20 protein-coding genes and 1 tRNA gene are annotated in these 22,394 nt (G+C 63.1%); 11 read left to right on the plus strand and 10 right to left on the minus strand.

Translation table 11 applies throughout. The annotated features are described in order from the left end of the window. Positions 1-35: 35 nt before the first annotated feature. Positions 36-2,369 (plus strand): DNA internalization-related competence protein ComEC/Rec2, encoded by a 2,334-nt coding sequence (locus HH302_RS04655; protein ID WP_172198847.1) that lies wholly within the window; start codon positions 36-38, stop codon positions 2,367-2,369. Between the two features lie 41 nt (positions 2,370-2,410). Continuing rightward, a complete protein-coding gene (locus HH302_RS04660; RefSeq protein WP_371814567.1) occupies positions 2,411-3,307 on the plus strand; it encodes an alpha/beta fold hydrolase in 897 nt (298 codons plus the stop codon). A 39-nt stretch (positions 3,308-3,346) separates the two neighbouring features. On the opposite strand, the gene msrB is transcribed toward HH302_RS04660, so the two are convergent. The 7 genes from msrB to bioA all read right to left on the minus strand — a co-directional run bounded on the left by msrB (position 3,347) and on the right by bioA (position 9,785). Continuing rightward, entirely contained in the window at positions 3,347-3,751 is a 405-nt protein-coding gene (gene msrB, locus HH302_RS04665) for a peptide-methionine (R)-S-oxide reductase MsrB (protein ID WP_172198849.1), read from the minus strand. Positions 3,752-3,813: 62 nt separating this feature from the next. Beyond that, positions 3,814-4,977, minus strand: a complete 1,164-nt coding sequence (locus HH302_RS04670) for a DUF2863 family protein (RefSeq protein ID WP_172198851.1) — start codon at positions 4,975-4,977, stop codon at positions 3,814-3,816. A 31-nt stretch (positions 4,978-5,008) separates the two neighbouring features. Further along, entirely contained in the window at positions 5,009-5,680 is a 672-nt protein-coding gene (gene bioD / locus HH302_RS04675) for a dethiobiotin synthase (protein WP_172198853.1), read from the minus strand. 142 nt (positions 5,681-5,822) lie between these two features. Continuing rightward, the gene (locus tag HH302_RS04680) at positions 5,823-6,608 is read right to left on the minus strand and encodes a methyltransferase domain-containing protein (protein ID WP_172198855.1); all 786 of its coding nucleotides are present in this window, start codon (positions 6,606-6,608) and stop codon (positions 5,823-5,825) included. After that, on the minus strand, positions 6,601-7,317 hold the full coding sequence (locus HH302_RS04685; RefSeq protein ID WP_172198857.1) for an alpha/beta fold hydrolase: 717 nt from the start codon (positions 7,315-7,317) through the stop codon (positions 6,601-6,603). Before HH302_RS04685 ends, HH302_RS04680 begins: the two co-directional genes overlap by 8 nt. Continuing rightward, a complete protein-coding gene (bioF, locus tag HH302_RS04690) occupies positions 7,314-8,471 on the minus strand; it encodes an 8-amino-7-oxononanoate synthase (protein ID WP_172198859.1) in 1,158 nt (385 codons plus the stop codon). Before bioF ends, HH302_RS04685 begins: the two co-directional genes overlap by 4 nt. A 3-nt stretch (positions 8,472-8,474) precedes the next feature. After that, positions 8,475-9,785, minus strand: coding sequence for an adenosylmethionine--8-amino-7-oxononanoate transaminase (gene bioA, locus HH302_RS04695; RefSeq protein WP_172198861.1), 1,311 nt, complete (start codon positions 9,783-9,785; stop codon positions 8,475-8,477). 151 nt (positions 9,786-9,936) lie between these two features. On the opposite strand from bioA, the gene yaaA reads away from it, so the two are divergent. Together yaaA and HH302_RS04705 are read left to right on the plus strand one after the other, a co-directional pair. Next, positions 9,937-10,725 carry a peroxide stress protein YaaA gene (gene yaaA, locus HH302_RS04700; RefSeq protein ID WP_172198863.1) on the plus strand — a complete coding sequence of 263 codons (789 nt, stop codon included), beginning with the start codon at positions 9,937-9,939 and terminating at the stop codon, positions 10,723-10,725. Positions 10,726-10,735: 10 nt separating this feature from the next. Then, positions 10,736-11,872, plus strand: a complete 1,137-nt coding sequence (locus HH302_RS04705) for a carboxypeptidase family protein (RefSeq protein ID WP_172198864.1) — start codon at positions 10,736-10,738, stop codon at positions 11,870-11,872. 121 nt (positions 11,873-11,993) lie between these two features. Here HH302_RS04705 and HH302_RS04710 read toward each other — a convergent pair. Then, positions 11,994-12,069 (minus strand) — tRNA-Asn (locus HH302_RS04710). Between the two features lie 141 nt (positions 12,070-12,210). Between HH302_RS04710 and HH302_RS04715 the strand changes: the two genes are divergently transcribed. After that, on the plus strand, positions 12,211-13,902 hold the full coding sequence (locus HH302_RS04715; protein WP_172198866.1) for a hypothetical protein: 1,692 nt from the start codon (positions 12,211-12,213) through the stop codon (positions 13,900-13,902). 68 nt (positions 13,903-13,970) lie between these two features. Here the strand turns inward: HH302_RS04715 and rho are convergent, their stop codons facing one another. Continuing rightward, on the minus strand, positions 13,971-15,230 hold the full coding sequence (gene rho, locus HH302_RS04720) for a transcription termination factor Rho (RefSeq protein ID WP_172198868.1): 1,260 nt from the start codon (positions 15,228-15,230) through the stop codon (positions 13,971-13,973). A gap of 129 nt (positions 15,231-15,359) precedes the next feature. After that, the gene (trxA, locus tag HH302_RS04725; RefSeq protein WP_172198870.1) at positions 15,360-15,686 is read right to left on the minus strand and encodes a thioredoxin TrxA; all 327 of its coding nucleotides are present in this window, start codon (positions 15,684-15,686) and stop codon (positions 15,360-15,362) included. Between the two features lie 244 nt (positions 15,687-15,930). Between trxA and fdxA the strand changes: the two genes are divergently transcribed. From fdxA to aroC, 6 genes are all read left to right on the plus strand, one after another. Beyond that, entirely contained in the window at positions 15,931-16,254 is a 324-nt protein-coding gene (fdxA, locus tag HH302_RS04730; protein WP_172198872.1) for a ferredoxin FdxA, read from the plus strand. Between the two features lie 179 nt (positions 16,255-16,433). Continuing rightward, positions 16,434-16,883, plus strand: coding sequence for a CBS domain-containing protein (locus tag HH302_RS04735; protein WP_172198874.1), 450 nt, complete (start codon positions 16,434-16,436; stop codon positions 16,881-16,883). 101 nt (positions 16,884-16,984) lie between these two features. After that, positions 16,985-18,661, plus strand: a complete 1,677-nt coding sequence (locus HH302_RS04740) for a long-chain-fatty-acid--CoA ligase (RefSeq protein ID WP_172198876.1) — start codon at positions 16,985-16,987, stop codon at positions 18,659-18,661. A 484-nt stretch (positions 18,662-19,145) separates the two neighbouring features. Next, complete coding sequence (gene ilvB, locus HH302_RS04745; protein WP_172198880.1) at positions 19,146-20,807, plus strand: acetolactate synthase large subunit; 1,662 nt, start codon at positions 19,146-19,148, stop codon at positions 20,805-20,807. Between the two features lie 3 nt (positions 20,808-20,810). Then, positions 20,811-21,122: an acetolactate synthase small subunit gene (gene ilvN / locus HH302_RS04750; RefSeq protein ID WP_206252987.1), complete on the plus strand. Its 312-nt coding sequence runs from the start codon at positions 20,811-20,813 to the stop codon at positions 21,120-21,122. Positions 21,123-21,235: 113 nt separating this feature from the next. Next, entirely contained in the window at positions 21,236-22,369 is a 1,134-nt protein-coding gene (gene aroC, locus HH302_RS04755) for a chorismate synthase (RefSeq protein WP_172198883.1), read from the plus strand. Positions 22,370-22,394 lie beyond the last annotated feature (25 nt).

Raw genomic sequence — 22,394 nt, forward strand, 5'->3', positions numbered from 1 at the left:
CCGCCGCATGATGCAAACGGCATGGCGCTGAGCAATTGGCGCTGATCCTTCCCCTTGCGGCTGGCCTGCTCGCGGGCACGTTGCTGCTGCAGAGCCAGCAGACGCTGCCGCCAACATACATCGCGTACTGGCTTGTCGGCCTTGGCGCGATGTTGCCGCTGTTCAGCCTGTCCGGCCGGCTTGACCGCCGTTTGGCCTGGGTGCTGGTCTGCGTCGCTGCCCTGACGTTCGGCTACGGTACGGGCGCGCTGCGCGCCACCGTCCGCCTGCAAGACCGCCTTGCGGCCTCACTTGAGGGGCAGGATATTGCGGTGCGGGGCCGAATCGTCGAGATGCCGCGCCGGGTGGATCACGGCATCGGATTTGTGTTTGAAACCCTCGATCCGCCCGTTGGGGTGCCGTCGCGTCTGCAACTGAGTTGGTACCGCAATGCGCACGAGGTGCTGCCCGACCTGCGGGCCGGCGAAGCGTGGGCGCTGACCGTCCGCCTCAAGCGTCCGCACGGCAGCCTGAACCCGCACGGCAGTGATCGCGAGGCGCAAATGCTGTCGCAGCGCCTGGGTGCGAGTGGCTACGTGCGCGAGTCCCGCGATGCTGAGCGACTGCCGGATACGACACGCTCCCCGATGATCATCGTGGAGCAATGGCGGCAGGCGATCCGCGATCGCTTCGAGCGTGCCTTGCCGGACTCGCCCTGGCGTGCGGTACTGGTGGCGCTGGCGATCGGTGACCAGGATGGTGTGAGCAGCGAGCAATGGACCTTGTTTTCGCGCAGCGGCATCACCCACCTGATCAGCATTTCCGGTCTGCATGTCACGATCTGGGCGCTGGTTGCAGGGGCGGCGCTCGCCGCGCTGTGGCGGCGCGTGTCGTGGCTGGCCCTGCGGCTACCCGCCCAATCCGCCGGGGCCCTGTTCGGCTTGTTGGCGGCCACCGCTTATGTGGCGCTCGCCGGGGCCGCCGTGCCAGCGCAGCGATCGCTGGTGATGCTTGCTGTTATTGCGTTCGCGAACTTTGGTGGCCGTGCGGTGCGGCCGGTCCTTGCGCTCGCCGCGGCGCTGGTTGCTGTGCTGCTGTGGGACCCCTGGTGTGTGCTGAGCAAGGGAACGTGGTTGTCCTTCATCGCGGTCGCGCTGCTTTTGTGGGCGGCGAGCCCGCATGAGCAGTCGAGTCCGGCGTGGCGCCGCTGGCTTGCTGCGCAGTGGGCGATCGGGCTTGGCATGTTGCCGGCCTTGCTGGCGCTCACGGGGCAGATGTCGTGGGTGGCGCCGGTCGCCAACCTGATGGCCGTACCCTTGGTGACCTTCGTGCTGCTGCCGTTGGAGTTCTTGTTTGTGGTGCTCGACTGGGCGCCGCTGCTCCACCTTGCGGCGTGGTTGTTCGGGCAGCTTGCCGAGGTGCTGGCGTGGCTTTCGGGGCCTCAATGGGCTGTCTGGCAGCAGGCGGCGGCACCGTTGCCGCTGATCCTCGCAGCGTCGGTGGCCGCCGTGTGGCTGCTAGCGCCACGTGGGGCACCCGGGCGTGGCGCGGCAGCGGTGATCCTGCTGTCTTTGCTGTGTTGGCACCCGGTACGGCCACCGACGGGCAGTTTCGAGATGACGATGCTGGATGTGGGCCAAGGCCTGGCGGTCCACGTGCGCACCGCGGCGCACGACCTCGTGTTTGATACCGGGCCGCGTTTCGGCACGAGCAGCGATGCGGGCCAGCGGATTGTTGTGCCTTACCTGCGTGGTGAGGGTGTCAATCGTCTCTCGGGCGTGGTGGTGAGCCATGACGACAGTGATCACGCCGGCGGCGCTGCAGCGGTGCTTGGCTCGATGCCGGCGGATTGGCTGATGGGATCGCTTCCGACCTCACATCTCTTGCGTGGCGCCGGTTTCAGGCCCTGTGCCCGCGGCGATGAATGGGCGTGGGACGGAGTTGTTTTCGAAGTGCTGCACCCCGCACCGGGGCGGGCCTTGGGCGGTAACCGCAACAGCTGCGTGATTCGTGTGCGCAGTGGTGTGCACACGGCCTTGCTCGCAGCTGATATTGAACTTGCCTCGGAACGTGAGTTGATCGAAGCCGGGCTGCTTGGCCCCGTCGATGTGGTCATCGCACCGCATCACGGCAGCCGCAGTTCGTCGGGCGAGGATTTCGTGCACACCCTGTCGCCACGTTGGGTGTTGTACGCCGTCGGCTACCGCAGTCGCTTCGGTCATCCGCATGCGGAAGTCGCTGAGCGTTACGGTGAAGCCGGCGCCGAGGATCTTCGATCGGATCGCGACGGCGCGATACAGATGCGATTCGCGCCTGACGGTGTCAGCGTGACGAGGTGGCGCGATGTGGCGCGCCGATACTGGCACGCGGAGTCGTCAGTCTCCCGGTGATAGACTCAAACACAGGTCGCGACGCAGCAGGAGGTTACCGAATGCTCACAGGCATCAAGGCTTGGTTTGGCGGGGGCTCATCCACTGCAATGCGTGAGGCCACCGTGCGGTGTGCGAATCCGCAGGGTTTGCACCGGATCGCGTACACCGAGTGGGGTGATCGGCATAACCCCGACGTCCTTGTCTGCGTTCATGGCCTGACACGCAACGGCCGCGACTTCGACGACCTCGCCGAAGCGCTGTCGTCGGACTATCGCGTGATCTGCCCCGATGTCGTGGGGCGAGGCCGCAGCGAGTGGCTGCCGGCAAAGTCGGCCTACGGCCTGCCGCAGTATGTGTCGGACATGATGGTGCTGCTCGCTCGCAGCCGTGTGGAGTCGGTCCATTGGGTGGGTACTTCGATGGGCGGATTGATCGGTATGCTGATCGCCTCCCAACCCGACTCACCGATCACGCGCCTCGTGCTGAACGACGTTGGCCCGGTCATCACGGCCGCATCATTGCGTCGCATAGGCGATTACGTTGGCCGTGCGCCAGTCTTCCCGGACTTCGCAGCGGCAGAGAGCTACATTCGCGCCGTCAGCGCGCCGTTCGGCCCGCTAACCGATGAACAGTGGCGTCGCATGACGGAAACCTCGGTGCGCGCGCGCGCGGGCGGCGGCTTTGAGATGCGCTACGACCCGGGCATCGGCGATGTGTTCCGAAGCGCGCCCGTGCTCAACGACGTTGACCTGTGGCCGATCTATGACGCGATTCGATGCCCGACGCTTGCGTTGCGTGGCGAAAGCTCCGACCTGCTGACACCCGAAACGCACCGCGAAATGGGTCGGCGGGGGCCGCAGGCAAAGCTCATGGAAGTACCTGGGGTCGGCCACGCGCCAATGCTGATGGACAGCGCGCAGATCGCGCTGGTGCGGGACTTCCTGCTCAGCGCTTGAGCGGGCAGGGGGCACCGCGAGCAGAGACGCGAGGAGGTCTTACTTCTCGGCATCCTTTTCGAGCTTCAGCGAAGCCGAGTTGATGCAGTAGCGCAGCCCGGTAGGCTGGGGGCCGTCCTCGAACACATGACCCAAGTGTGCGCCGCAGTTGCGGCACAGCACTTCGGTGCGCACCATGCCATAGCTACGGTCGGTCGATGTCTCGATATTCTCGGCTGCGGCGGCGGTCGAGAAGCTCGGCCAGCCGCAGCCGGCATCGAACTTGTCTTCCGAACGGAACAGCTCGCCGCCACAGCACACACAACGGTAATCGCCCGCGTCCCAGACGTTCCAGTACGCGCCGGTGAAGGCGCGCTCGGTGCCTTTTTCACGGGTGACGTGGTACTGCTGCGGGTCCAGCACCTCGCGCCATTCGGCGTCCGGGCGTTCGACTTTACGGCTCATGTGCGCTGTCCTCCTGCGGGCAATCGTGCATGAAACGATCGACCGCAAAGCTGGGCGTCAGTTCAGTGCAGGTGGCGCGGCACCGCTTCGGCGCTGTCTTCCGGCAACTCGGCGTGAACCGCCTCGCCATCGGGCGACGGGTACATCGGTGCACCGCAGTCGTCGCAGTACTCCAGCGGGAAGGTGGTGTCGAGTTGCATGACGTCGGTCAGGCCGCAGGTACGCAAGGCCGTCTCGATCTGTTGAGGGATCTCGCTGTTCTCGTCTTCCGCACCGAGCAGCGGCCACACGACGCCGTGGATCACGTCGTCCGAACCCTTGCGTGTGAAGCCGACGCGGTACTCCTCCAACTGGCGATCCTGGAACGGGGCGATCACCGCGCGCAGCGTATCCGGCGGCGTCTCGAGCGTCGTCGTGAGGAAGGCAACCGATGCGCGCAGCGAGTAGGGGCGCGAGTCGCGGTCCGCCTGCCGGCTTGCCGCAAAGTAGGCGTCCGGTAGCACGACTTCGAGCGCGCAGCCCGGCATCAGTGTGGTAACCACCGCGCCGCCCTGCGTGCGCCACTGCGCCAGCGCCTGCTCGCGATTGCCGTCGCGCTCCTGCCAGCGGAACAGCGCGGCACCACGCGGTACGACGGCAGCGGCCAGGATGTAGCGCACGTCGGAGAGAAACTTTGCCGTTTCGGGCAAGGACTCGGTAGCGATATGCAGGTTCTGCCCAACTGCAGCGGCCTCGCCCAGTGCGGCCGCGAAACGGCGCGTTTCGCAGTAGCCCTGCGGCAACTGGTCGGGGGAGAAGAGGAAATCGGCCATGCCGAGCTTTACGCCGTCAGCCAGCACATGCGCCTGCAGGTGCACCCGCAGGTTTGCGAGCTGTGCTGGCGGGATCGTTGCGGCGGCGATCGCGAAGCGCGACCAGGCCATGACCGGCGCGGCGATCAGCAGTACATCGTGATCGCCTGCAATGCCGGACTCGGCGCGCGACTCGATGAGGTCTGCCAGTTCGTCGTAGGCATTGGCCTGCGTGGCGTAGAGATGGTCCAGCGCGCTGTTGAGCGTGTCTTCATCGCCTTCGTCGAGCAGTTTTTCGACTTGTTCGGCGAGGCGGGTTTCCCAAAAGCTGTCTTCAGCGCGACTGCCCGACTCGGCAAGTCCAACGGCGAGCCAGGTCAGGTTCTCGGCGTCGCGGGAGAGGCCGCTACGGCGGCCGAAGCGGGAGCGTTTCATGACAGGTGTTCCTGCGCGGAATGGCTGCGGATTATACCGTGCCGGGCAGGCTTACCTGCGATGCCGCGCTTTGCGGGCCTGCCTCGCTGAAAGGTACGACACCCAGCAACGGTGCCGGCAGGCGCGCGGCGAGCGCTTCCAGGTTCTCATCGAAGCGATTCATGCGCGGCGCCAGCGTGTTCGCGATCCAGCCTGCGAGACGCAGCCCGCGCGCAGTAATGGCCTCGGCGGTCAGCAGTGCGTGGTTGATGCAGCCCAGCCGCATGCCCACCACCAGGATCACCGGCAAACGCATCGCGAGTGCGAGGTCGGCGGTGTCGAGGCGATCGTCCAGCGGCACGCGGAAGCCGCCGACGCCCTCAACCAGCACGCAGTCAGCCCGCTTCGCGAGGCGTTCGAATCCCGCTACCAGCGGCGGTACGTCGAGCGCGACGTTCTCCGACGCGGCTGCAATGTGCGGCGCCACCGGTTCGCGCAGGCACAACGGGTTGACCTCGTCGAGCACAAAGCCGGGGGACGAAGCGTTTTGCAGGCGCCGCGCGTCTTCGTTCGACCAGATGCCGTCGATCTCCTCGGCGCCAGCTGCGATCGGCTTGTAGCCGACGGCGCTGAGCCCGGCTGCACGTGCCGAGTGCAGTAGGGCGCAGGTGACGAAGGTTTTTCCAATCTCGGTATCCGTGCCGGTGATGAAGTAGTAGTGCATGAGAGTAGATCCGGATTCGTGGCTGATCTCTTCGCGACTGGGATTCGGTCGGTGCTCGCGGGCGCCAGAGCCGTCCCGATGTGTCGCGCGCTTTGTCGTGCCTGTTGGGCAGCGTCGGTCTTGCCGAGTCCTTCAGAAATTCTTAGCGGATGGCTTCGAACATCAGAACATCGTAACGCGCGGGCAGACCGGCGGCTTCGCGGTGAACCTCGTACGCGTCGCAGAGGCGTTGCCACGCTTGCCGGCCGAGCATGCCGCGACGGCGGCTGTCGCCCAGCGTGTGCGCGCCGACTCCACGGATGTCGCGGAGCAGGCTCGCCAAATCGGGCGCGAAACCGGTTTGCGTGCATTGCTTGAAGCGTATCGACCGGAAGCCGGCGTGTCGGAGCGCGGCGAGCACCGCATCGGGTGGCTCGAAGCTGCGCACATGTTCGGCGCCGTCGATCGCTGCAAATACATCGCGCAACTCGCGCAGCGTATCGGGCCCGAGTGTCGCGACCTGAAGCACGCCGCCGGAGGCCAGCACGCGCGCGGCCTCGGCAGCCGCTGCGCCGCTGGCGCACCATTGCCAGGCGAGGCTGGACCAGTAGCGCCCAACACATCCGTCGCGCAACGGCAGGCATTCCAGATCTCCGGCGATGCCGTGCTCGCCACGCCGGAGCGCTTGGCGCGCCATCGTGTCGGCAAGATCAAGCCCGATCACCGGTGCATCGTCGGTGCGCAGGGCTGCACTTGCGTAACCGGTGCCGCAACCGGCGTCGAGCGTTGGCAAACGGGCCGGGGCAGACTGTTCAATCCATTCGAGAAGGTCCGCGACGATCGCGCGTTGGACTTCGGCGTGGTGGTCGTAGTGGGCGGCGGCGGCTGCGAAGGCCTCACGAATGCGCCGCCTCAGATCAGCTGGCGGCACCGGTAGGGAGTCAGGCATCCGGCAAGGCCCCGAGAAAACGCTGCAATGCTTCAGCCATACCGCGCGCGTGCGTCACATGCGGTGCGTGGCCGCACTGTGGAAATCGCTGCAGTTGAGCATGCGGCAGCTGCGCCGAAAGCCAGTTGGCCGCAGCCATCGGCATCAGGGCGTCGTTCGCGCCGTGCAGAAGCAACGCGGGTACTCCGATATGGCGGACCTGCGTCCGCAGGTCTGCCCCGATCAGCGCCGACAGTGCGGGCGACAGCTTGGCCGGATCGGTTTCAAGGGCGTGTTCGAGCGCCGCCTGTCCAGCGCTCCGCTGGCTGTCGCCAAGCGTTTGCAGTGCGAGGAAACGCTTCATCGTACGATCCAGCTGTGCCGCGATGCCGGTCTGGAATGCAGTTACGGTGCTGGCATCCAGACCGTGCGGCCACGCTGCCGAGGCGACGAAACGCGGGCTGGCGCCAATCAACACCAGAGCCCTCGGCCGCGCGCCGGCTGCTACGGCGGCCATCGCCAGCATGGCGCCAAGCGACCAGCCGAGCAGCACTTCGTTGGCGCTCACTTGTCCGGCCAGTTCCGCAACCCAGGCGTTGAAGTCGCCGGAAGCAGGCGCGGTGAGAGCCGGCGTCACAAGCTGGCAGCCATCACCCAGGGCGGCACGCAGCGGGTCGAATGCGGCCGGGCCGAAGCCCCAGCCGTGCCAGGCTTGCACACTGATCGTCATACGGCGAGATGGCGGTTGATCGCCGCGGCCAGCGCATCTACTTGCGCGGTGGTGTGGGCGGCCGACAAGGATATCCGTAGTCGCGCGGTGCCCGCCGGTACCGTGGGCGGGCGAATCGCCGGCACCCAGAGGCCTTCCTCAAGCAAACGTGCGGCGAGCGTTAGCACCGCCTCGTTGCCACCCACCAACACAGGCTGGATTGGAGTGGTGGATGCCATGAGGCGTTCCGGGTGGCGGAGCTGGCTCCGCAGTCGCGCGATGAGCTGCGCCACCTGGGCTCGTCGCTCGTCGCCTGCCTCGATCAGATCCACCGCAGCGCAGATCGTCTCGGCCAATAGCGGTGGGGCACCTGTCGTAAAGATGTAGGTGCGCGCTTTCTGCATCAGCCACGCCACAACCGGTGTGTTGCCCGCAACGAAAGCGCCATAAACGCCGGCCGCTTTGCCAAGCGTGCCGATATACAGCACGCGCGGCGAGCGGATGCCGTAATGCTGCAGGGCGCCGCGGCCCTGGGGGCCGAGCACACCAAAGCCATGCGCGTCATCGACCACCAGCCAGGCATCAAAGCGCTCGGCGAGTTCGAAGAGCGCCGGCAAGGGGGCGATATCGCCATCCATGCTGAATACGCTGTCGGTCAGGATCAGCTTCCGCGGCGCGGTGCTTTCGGCAAGCATCTGTTCGAGCGCGGCGACGTCGCCGTGTGGATAGCGCCGAAGCTCGGCGCGACTGAGCAGGGCGCCGTCAACCAGCGAGGCGTGATTGAGGCGGTCAGCGAACACCGCGTCGCCACGGCCGACCAAGGCGGCGGCGATGCCGCTATTGACCATGTAGCCGGTGGAGAACAGCAGCGCTGCGTCGCAGCCAACGAAATTGGCCAGTCTTCTTTCTGCAGCGTCGTGTGCGGAAAAGTGCCCGCTCACCAGATGCGATGCGCCGGCGCCCATGCCCCAGCGTTGCGCGCCGGCAATCGCGGCGTCAACAAGGGCCGGGTGGTCAGCAAGGCCCAGGTAGTCATTGGCGCAGAAGTCGACGGCTCGGCGTCCGTCGACGACGACCTCCGCGCCATGTCGTTCGCTGATCGTTCGACGTCGCCGGCGCAGCCCGGCCGCATCGAGTGCTGCGAATTCTGCGTCAAGTGTTTCCCAGATCGCCATGGATCAGGCCACCAGCGCGGCGTCGATCGCTTCGCCTGTGCGTTGCACCAGAAAAGCCGCGTCGGCGTCATCGAAAATGTAGGGCGGCATCCAGTAGACCGTTCGGCCGATCGGACGAAGCAGCAGTTCGCGTGACAGGCCGGCCGCAAAGATCTTGCGCGATAGCTGCGGATCGTCGCTGTCGACGTCGAACGCCCAGATCATGCCGGTGCGGCGGAAGTTGCGGATTCGGGCATGCTGTTGAAGTGGTGCTGCCGCACGGGTGAGTGCGGCGGCGCGCTCGAGGTTTGTCGCGAGCACCTTGTCGCTCTCGAAGATATCGAGCGTTGCGAGCGCAGCGGTGCAGGCCAGCGGGTTCCCGGTGTAGGAGTGCGAGTGCAGGAAGCCCCGCACGGTGGCGTCATCGTAGAAGGCACGATACGTCTCGTCGGTGCTCAGCACGATCGAGAGCGGCAAGTAGCCGCCTGAAATGCCTTTCGACAAGCACAGGAAGTCCGACTGGATGCCGGCCTGCTCGCAAGCGAAGAAGGTGCCGGTGCGACCGCAGCCCACTGCGATTTCGTCGGCGATCAGATGAACCCGGTGGCGATCACAGGCGGCGCGGGCGCGACGCAGGTATTCAGCGTCGTACATGGCCATCCCGGTGGCGCACTGCACCAGGGGTTCGACAATCAACGCCGCGGTGCTATCCGCGTGTTCGGCGAGCCAGGCATCCAGCGCATCGGCTGCGCTGTGCGCAGCTTGTGCGCGGGTCGAAGCGTCGGCGCTGGCGGGGCTTGGCACGGTTGCCGATTGCCGTACGAGCGGCGCGTAGGCGTCGCGGAACAGATCAATGTCCGTCACCGACAGCGCGCCGGCGGTTTCGCCGTGGTAGCTGCCGGCAAGACTCAGGAAGCGGTTCTTGCCCGGCATCCCGCTGTTGCGCCAGTAGTGCGCGCTCATCTTCAGCGCAATCTCGGTCGCTGAGGCGCCATCGGAGGCATAGAACGCGTGCCCCAGCGCGTTGCCGGTCAGCGCTCGCAGGCGTTCCGAGAGCTCTACGACCGGCCGGTGGGTGAAGCCGGCCAACATGGCATGTTCGAGCGTCCCCAATTGGCGTTGCAGCGCGGTGTTGATCCGCGGGTTGCAATGGCCAAAGAGGTTCACCCACCAGGAGCTGACTGCATCGAAGTACCGACGCCCCTCGGTATCAAAAAGCCACAGCCCCTCGCCGCGTTCGAGCGGAATCAGCGGGAAGCGCTCGTGGTGCTTCATCTGCGTGCACGGGTGCCAGACGGCGTCGAGTGAACGTTGCAGGAGATCGTTGCTATGCATCGGCGGGAGGGCAGCGAACTGCCACGGAACAGCGGGGAAGGATCTGCATGTTTCCCCACGCCTCGCGGTGTGTCAAATTGCCATGGACCGGGGCGGGCGCGACTCGCGGGGGCGCTATCATGCTGTTCCGGCAAGTTTCCTCAATGCTTCGATGCTGATCCTTCTGTCTCCCGCCAAGTCCCTCGATTTTGAAACTGCTCCGCATACCGCACGTTCAACCCAACCGGATTTCCTCGACCGCGCGGAGCCGCTGATCGAGCTGCTGCGCGAGCGATCACCAGCGCAGATTGCGACGCTGATGAGTCTGTCGGACAAGCTCGCGGCGCTGAATGCGGCACGCTACATGGAGTGGGCACCCGCGCATCAGCCGCCGATCGCCAAGCAGGCGGTGCTGGCGTTCGATGGCGATGTGTACGACGGCCTCGACGCCAAGTCCTTGCCTGCCGAACGGCTTGAGGGCTACCTGCAGTCACATGTGGGCATTCTCTCTGGCCTCTATGGCCTGCTGCGTCCACTGGATCTGATTCGGCCCTATCGCCTGGAAATGGGCACGCGGCTCACAAACCCGCGCGGCCGGGATCTCTACGCATACTGGGATGGCGTGATCGCCACCGCGATTGAGCGTCGCCTGGATGCGCTGGTCGATGCAGGCGAAGCGCGCGTGGTCGTCAACCTTGCATCCACCGAATACTCGAAGGCTGCGCAGCTTGGCAGCTTGCGCGCCCGCGTCGTGTCGCCAGTGTTCCAGGAGCTGCGCAACGGGCAATACAAGATCGTCAGCTTCAGTGCAAAGCGGGCGCGTGGTGCGATGACCCGTTTTGCGATCGATCACAACATTACCGATGTCGAGGCGCTCAAAGCCTTCGATCTCGATGGCTATGCGTTCGATGCCACGGCGTCGGACGCCGACACCTGGTACTTCCGCCGCCATGCGGCATAAGGATCAACCGATGACTGTGTGTATCAGCAGCAACTTCGACAGCGGATCCATCGACGTCGTGGATGCGTCGGATCCGGGCAATGTGCGTTTGCGTATCCGTGATGACCATGGTTCGAACGAGTTCCGGCAGTGGTTTCACTTTCGCATCTCTGGCGCCGCCGGCCAGGCCCTGACGCTGCGTTTCGAGAACGCCGGCCAATGCTCCTACCCCGACGGGTGGCGCGGCTATCGGGCGGTCGCGTCCTACAACCGGACCGACTGGTTCCGTCTTGATGACTGTGACTACGACGGTGACGTGCTCACGGTGTCGCTTACGCCAAAACACGATGCGATCTGGCTCGCGTACTTCGAGCCTTACTCGCAGGAGCGCCATCTGTCGGTGCTTGGCCGTGCCACGATGGCGGACGGCACGCGTGTCGCTCGCCTTGGCGCCAGCCTGCAGGGGCGCGATATCGACGTCATCGAACTCGGCGGCGGGCCCCGCCAGGTCTGGGTGGTGGCACGTCAACACCCGGGCGAGAGCATGGCCGAGTGGTTCGCCGAAGGGATGCTGGATCGCCTGCTCGATGAAGCGGACCCGGTCGCGCGTGAGATCCGGCGGCGTGCAACGGTGCACCTCGTACCCAATATCAATCCGGACGGCGCTTGGCTCGGCAACTTGCGATCGAACGCAGCGGGCGTCAATCTCAATCGGGAGTGGCATGCGCCGACAGTTTCGCGCAGCCCGGAGATACTCGCGGTGCAGGGCGGCATGGCGCAAAGCGGGGTCGATCTCTTTCTGGATATTCACGGCGACGAGACCTTGCCTTACGTCTTCATCGACGGTTCGCACATGGTGCCTGGCTACGGTGGCACGAACACCGCCTTGCAAGCGCAGTTCCTCAGCGATCTCGCGGCGGCGTCACCGGACTTCCAGCAGCGACACGGCTATACCGACGACCGCTTTCAGGACGAACTGCTGACGCTGGGGTCGAAGTGGGTGGCGCATCGATTCGGTTGCGTCTCGCTGACGCTCGAGATGCCGTTCAAGGACAACGACAACGCGCCTGACGCACGCGTTGGCTGGAACGGCGCGCGAAGCAAGCGACTGGGCAGCGCGATGCTGTTGCCGGTATTGGCACACCTTCGCCGGCTTGATCCGATGTAAGTGTTGGGCGGGCGGCGATGCGCCGCCCGATTGATGCGCAATCATCAAAATCCTTGGATTTTGAGAGAGCGGGGCGGAAAATGAAAAACGCCCGCATCGCTGCGGGCGTTTCTTGAAACTTTGGCTCCTCGACCTGGGCTCGAACCAGGGACCTACGGATTAACAGTCCGGCGCTCTACCGACTGAGCTATCGAGGAACAGAAGCCGCCATAATAGACATGGCCGAGAAGCTTGTCAACATGATTTTTCGCCTTTTCGCTTCGAAGGGTGATTTGGGTTGCTGTAATATTCCAATGTGATTAACCGTTACGGGCCGAAAGGCCCGGCAGGAGTCAAGCTTGGACCGGTTCTCGGTGTTTTGTCGCACGGAAGCGGGCGACCGCATGATGGCGGAGCCAAAAGGCTCCGGGGATCGTTTGACGCGAAGCGTGCTCGAAGCGGTCGATGGCTTTTCGACTGTTGGCGAACTGGTGACACGACTGAAGGACGGCAAGTCCGTTCAGCGTGCCCTGACTGAACTTGAGCGAGCCGGTCTCATCGAGACGCTTGATGCCCGCATGGCGCGGGTGGCGGAGCAAGAAGCCCGCTGGTTGCGTGGCGATGAAACGCCGGCGCGCGTCGAGCCCCGTGAAATCGCGCAATCTTCACCCGCCGCCGCCGACCCGGCGCCAACCGCAGCGGACAAGCGCAAGCAGACGGCAGACGCCCGCCGCCTGGAGCGCGCGCTGGGGTCTGGCTCGCAGGCCTCGATTTTTGACAAGATTCGCGTTTTCTTCGGCACCTTGGGTCATCGAGCGGTCAGTGGCGGCGGCAAGGGGGGCGACAAGATTCGCCGCGGGCTGATGATTGTTTTGGCGCTCCTGATTGTTGGAGGCCTTGGGGCGGCCGTTGCCGCGCTGGCCTGGCAAGCCTCCACCCTGCGTCAGCGCGTTGAGCAGGATGCGGCGAACTGGTTGGGTGAGCCGGTAAAGGTTGGACGCGTTGGCGTCGCCTTCCATCCGTGGCCCGTCTTTGAGTTGGGCGATATCCAGATTGGCGAGGGAGGGACGTCGCACATCGATCGTGCCTTTGGCGGCCCGGATTGGTTCCGCTGGGTGACATCACAACCGCAGCGACTGCGTGTCGCGCTGAATGGCGGTAGTTTGCAACCGTCGCTGCTGGCGCGCCTTTCGGGGCTCGAGTCGCCCGGGCGTGTTTGGCGTTTGAAGGAGGTTCAGGTCGACGCGTTGTCGGTGCCGGTCGGCAAGGCCGTGATTGCCGACCTGTCCGGCGCATTTCTGTTCTCCGGCGATGGGAAATGGGAGTCAGCGCGTCTGAAGCCGAAAGAAGTCGCCGTGACCTATGAACTGCAGGTGCAGGACGGCAACATCCTTGCCAGCGTTATTGCACCCGAGTTCAAGTATGGCGAAACGAAGCTCGATAACGTTTTGATTTCGGGGCGCATGGGTTTGAACGGCATGGACGATGCCCAGTTCTCGGCGAACTGGCTGGGCGGGGCGATCAAGGGTGTCGTAAGTCTGGACTTCCTGAGTCGTGTCGCCGTCAAGGGGCAGTTCAAGGTTGATGCGCTGAGCTTTGATCAGTTGGCCGCCCTCATGGATACGCAGTCGCTCGTCAGCGGGCGTGTGTCCGGGCCGATGACGCTCAGCGGCGAAGCGGATAGCCTGGCCGATCTCGCGAGTGCGTCGAAATGGACGGGGAATTACGCGATCGCCGACGGTTCGATCAATCGGATTGATCTCGTTGAGGCCATGCGACGTTCCGGTAACGCACCGATTTCCGGTGGCGTAACGCGTTTCAACGTTATGGAAGGGACCGTTGTTCGTGAGCCGGGCAAGGGCGTTCGATTGGAAATCCGTCGCCTCGATGCCGGCGCGTTGAGCGCGTCGGGCCGTGTTCAGGTCGATACCGAAGGTGTGGTACGCGGGGCGCTCCGCAGTGAGGTCAAGACGCCGGTCGAACGCATCGTCCGTCTGTTCTCGGTTGAGGGTACCTTGAAGACGATGCAATTGCGGCCACAGGGCGAGTGACGTAACGATCTGACGAGCAAACAAAAACGCCGGTCATTGACCGGCGTTTTTCTTGGCGGGCAGTCTGATCAGCCGCGCCGCATGGCATCGAAGAAATCGTTGTTGGTCTTCGTTGCCTTGATCTTGTCGAGCAGGAACTCCATTGCCTCGATTTCGTCCATGCCGTACAGGAGCTTGCGCAGGATCCATACCTTCTGCAGGATGGCCGGCTCAATCAGCAGTTCCTCGCGACGAGTGCCCGAGCGATTGACGTTGATTGCCGGATAGACGCGCTTCTCGGCCATGCGACGATCCAGGTGGATCTCCATGTTGCCGGTGCCCTTGAATTCCTCGTAGATCACATCATCCATGCGCGAACCGGTGTCGATCAGGGCGCTGGCGATGATGGTGAGCGAGCCACCCTCTTCGATATTCCGTGCGGCACCGAAGAAGCGCTTGGGCTTTTGCAGGGCATTGGCGTCGACACCGCCGGTGAGCACCTTGCCCGAGGCAGGGACGACCGTGTTGTAGGCACGCGCGAGGCGGGTAAGCGAGTCCAGCAGAATCACGACATCGCGCTTGTGCTCGACGAGGCGCTTTGCCTTCTCGATCACCATTTCGGCGACCTGAACGTGGCGCGTTGCAGGTTCGTCAAAGGTCGAAGCGACCACTTCGCCCTTCACCGAGCGCTGCATTTCGGTCACTTCTTCCGGGCGTTCGTCGATCAGCAGCACGATCACTACGACGTCAGGATGGTTGGTCGTGATCGCGTGTGCAATGTGCTGCAGCATCACGGTTTTGCCGGACTTCGGTGGGGCAACCAGCAGGCCGCGCTGTCCCTTGCCGATCGGCGCGATCATGTCGATGACCCGGCTCGTGACGTTCTCTTCCGCCCGGATCTCACGCTCAAGTTTGAGGCACTGGTTCGGATGCAGCGGCGTCAGGTTTTCAAACAGGATCTTGTGCTTCGACGCCTCTGGCGATTCAAAGTTGACCTTGTCGACCTTGACCAGCGCGAAGTAGCGCTCGCCATCCTTCGGTGTCCGGATCTCGCCTTCGATCGTGTCGCCGGTATGGAGATTGAAGCGGCGGATCTGCGAGGGGGAGACATAAATGTCGTCGGTGCCGGCCAGGTAAGACGTGTCGGGTGATCTCAAGAACCCGAAGCCGTCCGGCAATACTTCCAGCACGCCGTCGCCAAATATCGGCTCACCTTTCTTTGCCCGGTTGCGTAACAGGGCGAAGACCAATTCTTGTTTGCGGAGGCGGTTGGCGCCGTCGATCTCGTTGGCGTGCGCCATTTCGAGCAACTGGCTGACGTGGAGTGACTTGAGCTCCGAGAGGTGCATGGAAATACCTGACCGGCGAGACTGAGCGCCGTTTGAAGTCGTGAATACGACGGGATGGGAAGGGAGTGTTGATTGAAAACGGCGCGCCGGGCGGCGCGCCGAAGCAGTTATGACGGCAATCTAGCCGTATTACAGGTTGCTGTCAATGAATGCGGTCAATTGCGATTTGGAGAGCGCGCCAACCTTGGTCGCCTCAACGCTGCCGCCCTTGAACAGCATGAGCGTCGGTATCCCACGGATGCCGTACTTGGCCGGCGTCTCAGCGTTTTCGTCGATGTTGAGCTTGGTTACGACGAGCTTGCCAGCGTAGTCCTTGGCGATTTCGTCAAGAATCGGAGCGATGCTCTTGCAGGGGCCGCACCACTCTGCCCAGTAATCGACCAGAACAGGCGTCTGCGCTTGCAGAACGTCCTGCTCGAAAGATGCGTCGGTGACGTGAAGGATGTGTTCGCTCATGATTCCTCGCTGTTTGGAACGGCCTCGATTGCCGATGTCCGCCGTGGGGGATTGCCACGCGGTCAGATCTCGGGGCAGGAGCCGGGTTTGAGTCCGGGCAAGCGGTGAATGCTACTAAAAAAAGATGAGTTGTGGCGCGCGCTTTGCCGGATCGTGAAACGGGTGGTGTTGGAGCGCAAGGAAGCTCCGGTATCATTGAGCCTCGCGGTGAAACACGCCCCAACCGCCGATGGAGAGACAAGAAATGACTTATGTGGTGACTGAAGCCTGTATCAAGTGCAAATACACCGACTGCGTGGATGTTTGCCCGGTCGACTGCTTTCGCGAAGGCCCGAATTTCCTGGCGATCGACCCGGACGAGTGCATTGATTGCACCCTCTGTGTGGCCGAATGCCCGGTTGAGGCGATCTATGCTGAAGACGACGTGCCGGCAGATCAGCAGTCGTTCATCGCGCTGAATGCAGAGTTGGCCAAGTTGTGGAAGCCAATCGTCGAGCGCAAGGATCCCCTGCCTGATGCGGACGAGTGGGCGAAGGTCAAAGGCAAGCTTGGCGATCTGCAGCGCTGAGCTGACTACGACGCGCAATGATGCACGGGCGACCTTCGGGTCGCCCTTTGTGTTTCTGGTAGGGCTGATGGGTATTCACATTCGGCCTGACCATACGGTAGAGTATGGTTTGCTCTGGTTGCCATTCAACCGCCATGTCGCAAACCGTTTCGAAGCGGTCTCATAACGAGGAGTGAGTGATGCTGGTAAGCGAAATTTTGGCGATCAAGGGCAAGGTGCTTTACACCGTGGCGCCGGGGACTGTACTGGCGGAGGCAGTATCGGTCATGAGCGAACAGGATGTCGGTTCGCTCGTTGTGTTTGATCATGGTCGCATGGTCGGCATGCTGACCTTCCGCGAAGTGCTCAAAGCGCTGACTTCCGCTGGTGCGGGCTGGGGGGCTCTGACCGTGTCGGATGTGATGCTGCGCGAGCCGCGCTCGGCTGGGCCGGATATGGAGATGGACGAGCTACGCCGCGTGATGGTCGATGACCACCAGCGTTACCTGCCAGTGATGGACGGCACAACACTGATGGGCGTTGTCTCATTTCACGATGTAGCCAAGGCGGTCCTCGAGGAGCAGAGCTTCGAGAACAAGATGCTCAAGAACTACATCCGCAATTGGCCCGCCGAGGCGGACGACGAGTGAGCTTTCAGGCGATACCGGGCGACGCTTTTTGGGCAGATGATCGAACAGTCGGCACTCAAAGCGCGTTCAGGAAAACATAAGACAACACCGGGGGTATGGAGATGGAGAAGGTCTGGCTCAAGAGCTATCCCGCTGGCGTGCCGGCAGACATCGACCTGACGCAGTACGGGGCGATTGGTGACCTGTTTGCCGAGGGCGTGCGCAAGTTCGGCCCGCGGGCGGCCTATGTCAATATGGACAAAGCGATCAGTTACGACGAGCTCGATCGCTTGAGTGCTGCGTTCGCCGGCTTCCTGCAGCAGGATTTGAAGCTCCCGAAGGGGGCGCGTATCGCGCTGATGATGCCGAATCTTCTGCAGTATCCGGTGTGTCTGTGGGGCGCTTTGCGCGCCGGCTATGTGGTCGTGAACTGCAACCCGCTATATACGCCGCGTGAGCTTGAACACCAGCTCAAGGATTCGGGCGCGGACGTAATCGTGATCCTCGAGAACTTCGCCTCGACGCTGCAGGAGGTGCTTGGCCACACTCCGGTCAAGCATGTTGTCGTCACCCGCATCGGCGACATGCTGGGTGGCCTCAAAGGGGCGCTCGTCAGCTTTGTGGTCAAACGCGTCAAGAAGATGGTTCCGGCCTGGAACATTCCTGGGCATATCCCCTTCAAGCAGGCGATGGCGCGCGGACAGGGCCGCAAGCTGGAGGCTGTGAAGGTCACGCAGGACGACATTGCATTCCTTCAATACACCGGCGGTACCACGGGTGTTTCAAAGGGTGCCGTCCTCACGCACCGCAACATCATTGCCAATCTCCAGCAGGCGCATGCGTGGATCAAGCCCTTCCTGAAGGAAGGCGAAGAGGTAATCGTTACCGCGTTGCCGCTTTATCACATCTTCTCGCTCACCGCGAATTGCCTCACTTTCTTCAAGGTCGGCGCGACGAACGTCCTGATTACGAATCCGCGCGACATTCCCGGTTTCGTGAAAGAGTTGCAAAAGCACCCCTTCACCGCGATCACCGGCGTTAACACGCTCTTCAACGCGTTGTTGAACCACCCCGATTTCGTCAAGCTCGACTTCTCGCAGCTGCGCTGCGCCTTGGGGGGCGGCATGGCTGTGCAGCGCGCTGTCGCCGACAAATGGCGTGCGCTGACGGGGCGTCCGTTGGTAGAGGCCTATGGTCTGACCGAGACGTCGCCGGCGGTGACGATCAATCCGCTCGATCTGCCTGCCTTCAACGGCGCAATCGGCCTGCCAGTGCCGTCGACCGAGATTTCGATTCGCGATGAAGATGGTCGCGAGTTGGGTGTTGGCGAGTCCGGTGAGCTCTGTGTGCGTGGGCCGCAGGTGATGGCGGGCTACTACAACCGCCCGGACGAAACGGCCAAAGTCATGACGCCTGATGGCTTCCTGAAAACCGGTGACGTGGCGGTGGTCGATGAGAAGGGGTTCGTCCGAATCGTCGACCGCAAGAAGGACATGATTCTTGTATCCGGCTTCAACGTCTATCCGAACGAGGTGGAAGATGTCGTTGCGTCGCACCCGGGGGTAATGGAGGTGGCGGCGATTGGTGTACAGGACGAAAAGTCCGGTGAGGCCGTCAAGGTGTTCGTCGTCAAGAAGGATCCGAACCTTACCGCCGAGGCCGTGATCGCCCATTGCCGCGAGAAGCTGACTGGCTACAAGGTGCCAAAGTTGGTTGAGTTCCGGACTGAGTTGCCGAAGACCAACGTTGGCAAGATCTTGCGGCGCGCCCTTCGCGACGAAGCCAAGAAGGCCGCGTGAGGCAGATTTAACACAGTGAAAACATACCGCTTTGTCAGAGCTTGTCTGGCAATGTCGATGTCATTGAAACTGCATGGGAAATCACGCCATTTCGACATCTTCGTGCGCCTCGTGATCTCGCGGATTGCGCGTAGTGGTTTGATTTTTTGTAGGAATTTGTCTGACTTTGATGCCGATCGCAGCACGATTTTTCGTAAAGAGGCCCTTGAGCTTTCAGGGATTGTGTGCTGCAATTGAATCGTCGTTCCGTTTCCGTTGGCTTAACCGATCCATGCTCGCTTCTACGTACTTCTTCGACGTCCTGTCGGCTTCCGCTGTAGCGGTAGTAGTACGCGTAGTAAGCGTAGGTGCTTGCGCGCCGTAGCAGGGGTCCTAGGGTCAACAGGATTTCAACCCCGCCGGCGTGCAGCTGGCGGGGTTTTTTCTTTGCGGAACCGCAAATCCCAGTCAGCAGGCAGCCGGGTCATCTCACAGGAGAGACCTCATGGAAATGACTGGCGCACAATTGCTGGTCCGTCTGCTCGAAGCTCAGGGCGTCGATACGATCGCCGGTATTCCCGGCGGGGCGGCGCTGCCGCTCTACGATGCGCTGGCTTCCGCCGGCACCATCCGTCATGTGCTGGCAAGGCATGAGCAGGGTGCGGGCTTTATCGCACAGGGCATGGCCCGCGCAACTGGTAAGCCAGGCGTCTGCCTTGCTTCCAGTGGTCCGGGGGCGACCAATCTTGTTACGGCAATCGCCGATGCCAAGCTCGATTCAATCCCTTTGGTCTGCATCACCGGGCAAGTGCCGCTCTCGATGATCGGTACCGATGCGTTTCAGGAAGTCGATACCTATGGCTTGTCGATTCCGGTAACGAAGCACAACTACCTCGTTCGGCGCGCCGAGGACTTGCCCCAGGTGATCAGCGACGCGTTCCGGATTGCACAGTCGGGGCGCCCGGGCCCAGTGTGGGTGGATGTGCCGAAGGATGTGCAGACGCAGCGCGTTGATGCGCCGGCACTCACGGCTTGCGCGCTCGACCGACCGCCGGAGGTGAGTGAAGAGGCCGTGCTGCGTGCCGCGGAGATGATCAACCGCGCCGAGCGTCCGGTGCTGTATCTCGGCGGCGGCGTGATCGCCTCGGGCGCGTCGCACTTGGCTACAACACTGGCTGAACAGGCGGGTTTGCCAACCACGATGACGCTGATGGCGCTGGGCGCAATGCCGGTTGATCATCCATTGTCGGTCGGCATGCTCGGCATGCACGGCGCGCGCTACACCAACTATGTACTGCAGGAAGCGGATTTGCTGATCTGTGTCGGCGCCCGCTTCGACGACCGAGCGATCGGCAAGGCGGCGCAGTTCTGCCCCGACGCCAAAATCATTCACATTGATATCGACGCCTCCGAGATCGACAAGATCAAGACGGCGCATATCGGCATCCAGGGCGACGTCGCGGCGGTGCTGGAGCGCCTCTTGCCCCATGTCCAGGTCCAGTTGCGCAAGAAATGGCTGTCGCGGGTGAATAGCCTGCGCTCAGCGCATCCGCTGCAAATGCCGGGGCTCGACGACCCGCGCAGTCATTACGGCCTTGTCAGTGCCGTGGCCGCCTGCCTCGATGATGAGGCCATCATCACGACGGACGTCGGGCAGCATCAGATGTGGGTGGCGCAGGCTTACCCGTTCAGAAGGCCACGGCAGTGGCTGACATCCGGCGGCCTTGGCACGATGGGCTTTGGCTTGCCGGCCGCGATCGGCGCGGCGCTCGCCGAGCCGGGGCGGAAAGTTGTCTGCTTCTCCGGCGACGGAAGCCTGCAAATGAACATTCAGGAAATGGCGACCGCCGCGGACGAGGGCGTCGATGTGAAGATCATCCTGATGAACAACCAGTCACTTGGCTTGGTGCATCAGCAGCAAGACATGTTCTACGGCCAGCGGATCTTTGCCGCGGACTACAAGCGGCCGACCGACTTCATCCGCATTGCGCAGGGCTTCGGGCTGGAAGCCGTGGATCTGGATCGCAGTGCGCATCCGCGCGCGACTCTGGCCGAGGCGCTGGCGTCTAAGGGGCCGATGCTGATTCACTGCTCGATCGATGTGAATCAGAAGGTTTTCCCGATGGTCCCTCCGGGGGCCGCCAATATCGAAATGATCGGTGGGTGAGCCATGAGTGAAATGAACAATGCGGCGGTGGCCGCTGCGCAGAAGAAGGCCGTGCTTGAGTTGGCGGTGCGCAATCATCCCGGGGTGATGACGCATGTTTGCGGGCTGTTCGCGCGTCGGGCCTTCAACGTAGAGGGCATTCTGTGCATGCCAGTCGGCGATGGGGCAGAGAGCCGGATCTGGCTGTTGGTCCACGACGACGCGCGTTTGGCGCAGATGACGCTACAAGTCGAAAAGCTTGAAGACGTGCTGGATGTGCGGCGGCATGGCGCCGACCACGCCGTGTTCGAGCGTCTCGAAGCCTTCTTTCAGTGAAATCGGCCCGACGCCGCCACCGTTGCGAGGGGGGGGTGCGCCGCCCAGCGAGGCTGCGCCAGGGGAGGTGCTAAACTCGCGCCTCCCCAGCGAGTCTATAAATACCCATCGATATGTCCGGCAGCACACTAGGCACTCTCTTCACGGTTACCTCCTTTGGCGAATCGCACGGGCCTGCAATCGGCTGTGTGGTCGATGGCTGCCCGCCCGGACTTGAGCTGAGCGAGGCGGATATTCAGGCTGAGCTGGATCGGCGCAAGCCGGGCACCTCGCGCCACGTTACCCAGCGCAAGGAGCCGGATTCGGTAGAGATTCTCTCCGGCGTGTTCGAAGGCAAGACCACGGGCCATCCCATCGCGTTGTTGATCCGTAACACGGATCAGCGAAGCCAGGACTATTCGAAGATTTCGCAGACGTTTCGCCCTGGCCATGCCGACTACACCTACTGGCACAAGTACGGCATCCGCGACTACCGTGGCGGTGGGCGCTCATCTGCCCGCGAAACTGCGGTTCGCGTGGCCGCCGGCGCCATTGCGAAGAAGTGGCTGCGCGAGCGTTACGGCATCGTGATTCGCGGATTCATGAGCCAGCTTGGTGAGATTCGCATCCCCTTCAAGGGCTGGGAACATGTGTCGGAGAACGCCTTTTTCGCCGCAAACGACGAGATCGTCCCGCGCCTCGAGGCCTATATGGATGAAATCCGCGCTGACCGCGACTCCATAGGTGCCCGTATTGATGTGATCGCCAGTGGTGTGCCGGTTGGTTGGGGGGAGCCGGTTTATGACCGCCTCGACGCCGACATCGCTTACGCGATGATGAGCATCAATGCGGTAAAGGGTGTTGAAATCGGCGACGGATTTGACGTGGTTGCGCAGCGGGGCACGGTGCATGGTGACGAGCTGACGCCGGACGGATTTCTGTCCAACCACGCTGGCGGGGTTTTGGGAGGCGTATCAAGCGGACAGGATGTTCGCGTTTCGATCGCGATCAAACCGACCTCGTCGCTTCCTCAGAACCGTCGATCGATCGATCTCGCAGGCGCGCCGACCGAAATGATGACCACCGGACGCCACGATCCGTGCGTTGGCATTCGGGCCACCCCGGTTGCCGAGGCAATGTTGGCGCTCGTGCTGGTTGATCACGCGCTGCGCCACCGCGCACAGAACGCCGATGTGCAGGTCGCGACGCCGCGTATCGCCGGCCTGGCGCCTGCGGGGCATCAGGATGTTCCTGGCCCGAAGGGCTGATCGCGCGGTTCCGTACCGGAGGCTC

This window comes from Niveibacterium sp. COAC-50, assembly GCF_013184235.1.
GTDB lineage: Bacteria > Pseudomonadota > Gammaproteobacteria > Burkholderiales > Rhodocyclaceae > Niveibacterium > Niveibacterium microcysteis.

Coding starts and splice junctions, on each gene's coding strand:
- ilvB (WP_172198880.1), top strand. CDS start 19,146: ATGGAAATGACTGGCGCACAATTGCTGGTCCGTCTGCTCGAAGCTCAG.
- HH302_RS04735 (WP_172198874.1), top strand. CDS start 16,434: ATGCTGGTAAGCGAAATTTTGGCGATCAAGGGCAAGGTGCTTTACACC.
- HH302_RS04660 (WP_371814567.1), top strand. CDS start 2,411: ATGCTCACAGGCATCAAGGCTTGGTTTGGCGGGGGCTCATCCACTGCA.
- yaaA (WP_172198863.1), top strand. CDS start 9,937: ATGCTGATCCTTCTGTCTCCCGCCAAGTCCCTCGATTTTGAAACTGCT.
- HH302_RS04740 (WP_172198876.1), top strand. CDS start 16,985: ATGGAGAAGGTCTGGCTCAAGAGCTATCCCGCTGGCGTGCCGGCAGAC.
- fdxA (WP_172198872.1), top strand. CDS start 15,931: ATGACTTATGTGGTGACTGAAGCCTGTATCAAGTGCAAATACACCGAC.
- ilvN (WP_206252987.1), top strand. CDS start 20,811: ATGAGTGAAATGAACAATGCGGCGGTGGCCGCTGCGCAGAAGAAGGCC.
- trxA (WP_172198870.1), bottom strand. CDS start 15,686: ATGAGCGAACACATCCTTCACGTCACCGACGCATCTTTCGAGCAGGAC.
- bioA (WP_172198861.1), bottom strand. CDS start 9,785: ATGCATAGCAACGATCTCCTGCAACGTTCACTCGACGCCGTCTGGCAC.
- rho (WP_172198868.1), bottom strand. CDS start 15,230: ATGCACCTCTCGGAGCTCAAGTCACTCCACGTCAGCCAGTTGCTCGAA.
- aroC (WP_172198883.1), top strand. CDS start 21,236: ATGTCCGGCAGCACACTAGGCACTCTCTTCACGGTTACCTCCTTTGGC.
- bioD (WP_172198853.1), bottom strand. CDS start 5,680: ATGCACTACTACTTCATCACCGGCACGGATACCGAGATTGGAAAAACC.
- HH302_RS04680 (WP_172198855.1), bottom strand. CDS start 6,608: ATGCCTGACTCCCTACCGGTGCCGCCAGCTGATCTGAGGCGGCGCATT.
- HH302_RS04670 (WP_172198851.1), bottom strand. CDS start 4,977: ATGAAACGCTCCCGCTTCGGCCGCCGTAGCGGCCTCTCCCGCGACGCC.
- HH302_RS04685 (WP_172198857.1), bottom strand. CDS start 7,317: ATGACGATCAGTGTGCAAGCCTGGCACGGCTGGGGCTTCGGCCCGGCC.
- HH302_RS04705 (WP_172198864.1), top strand. CDS start 10,736: ATGACTGTGTGTATCAGCAGCAACTTCGACAGCGGATCCATCGACGTC.
- msrB (WP_172198849.1), bottom strand. CDS start 3,751: ATGAGCCGTAAAGTCGAACGCCCGGACGCCGAATGGCGCGAGGTGCTG.
- bioF (WP_172198859.1), bottom strand. CDS start 8,471: ATGGCGATCTGGGAAACACTTGACGCAGAATTCGCAGCACTCGATGCG.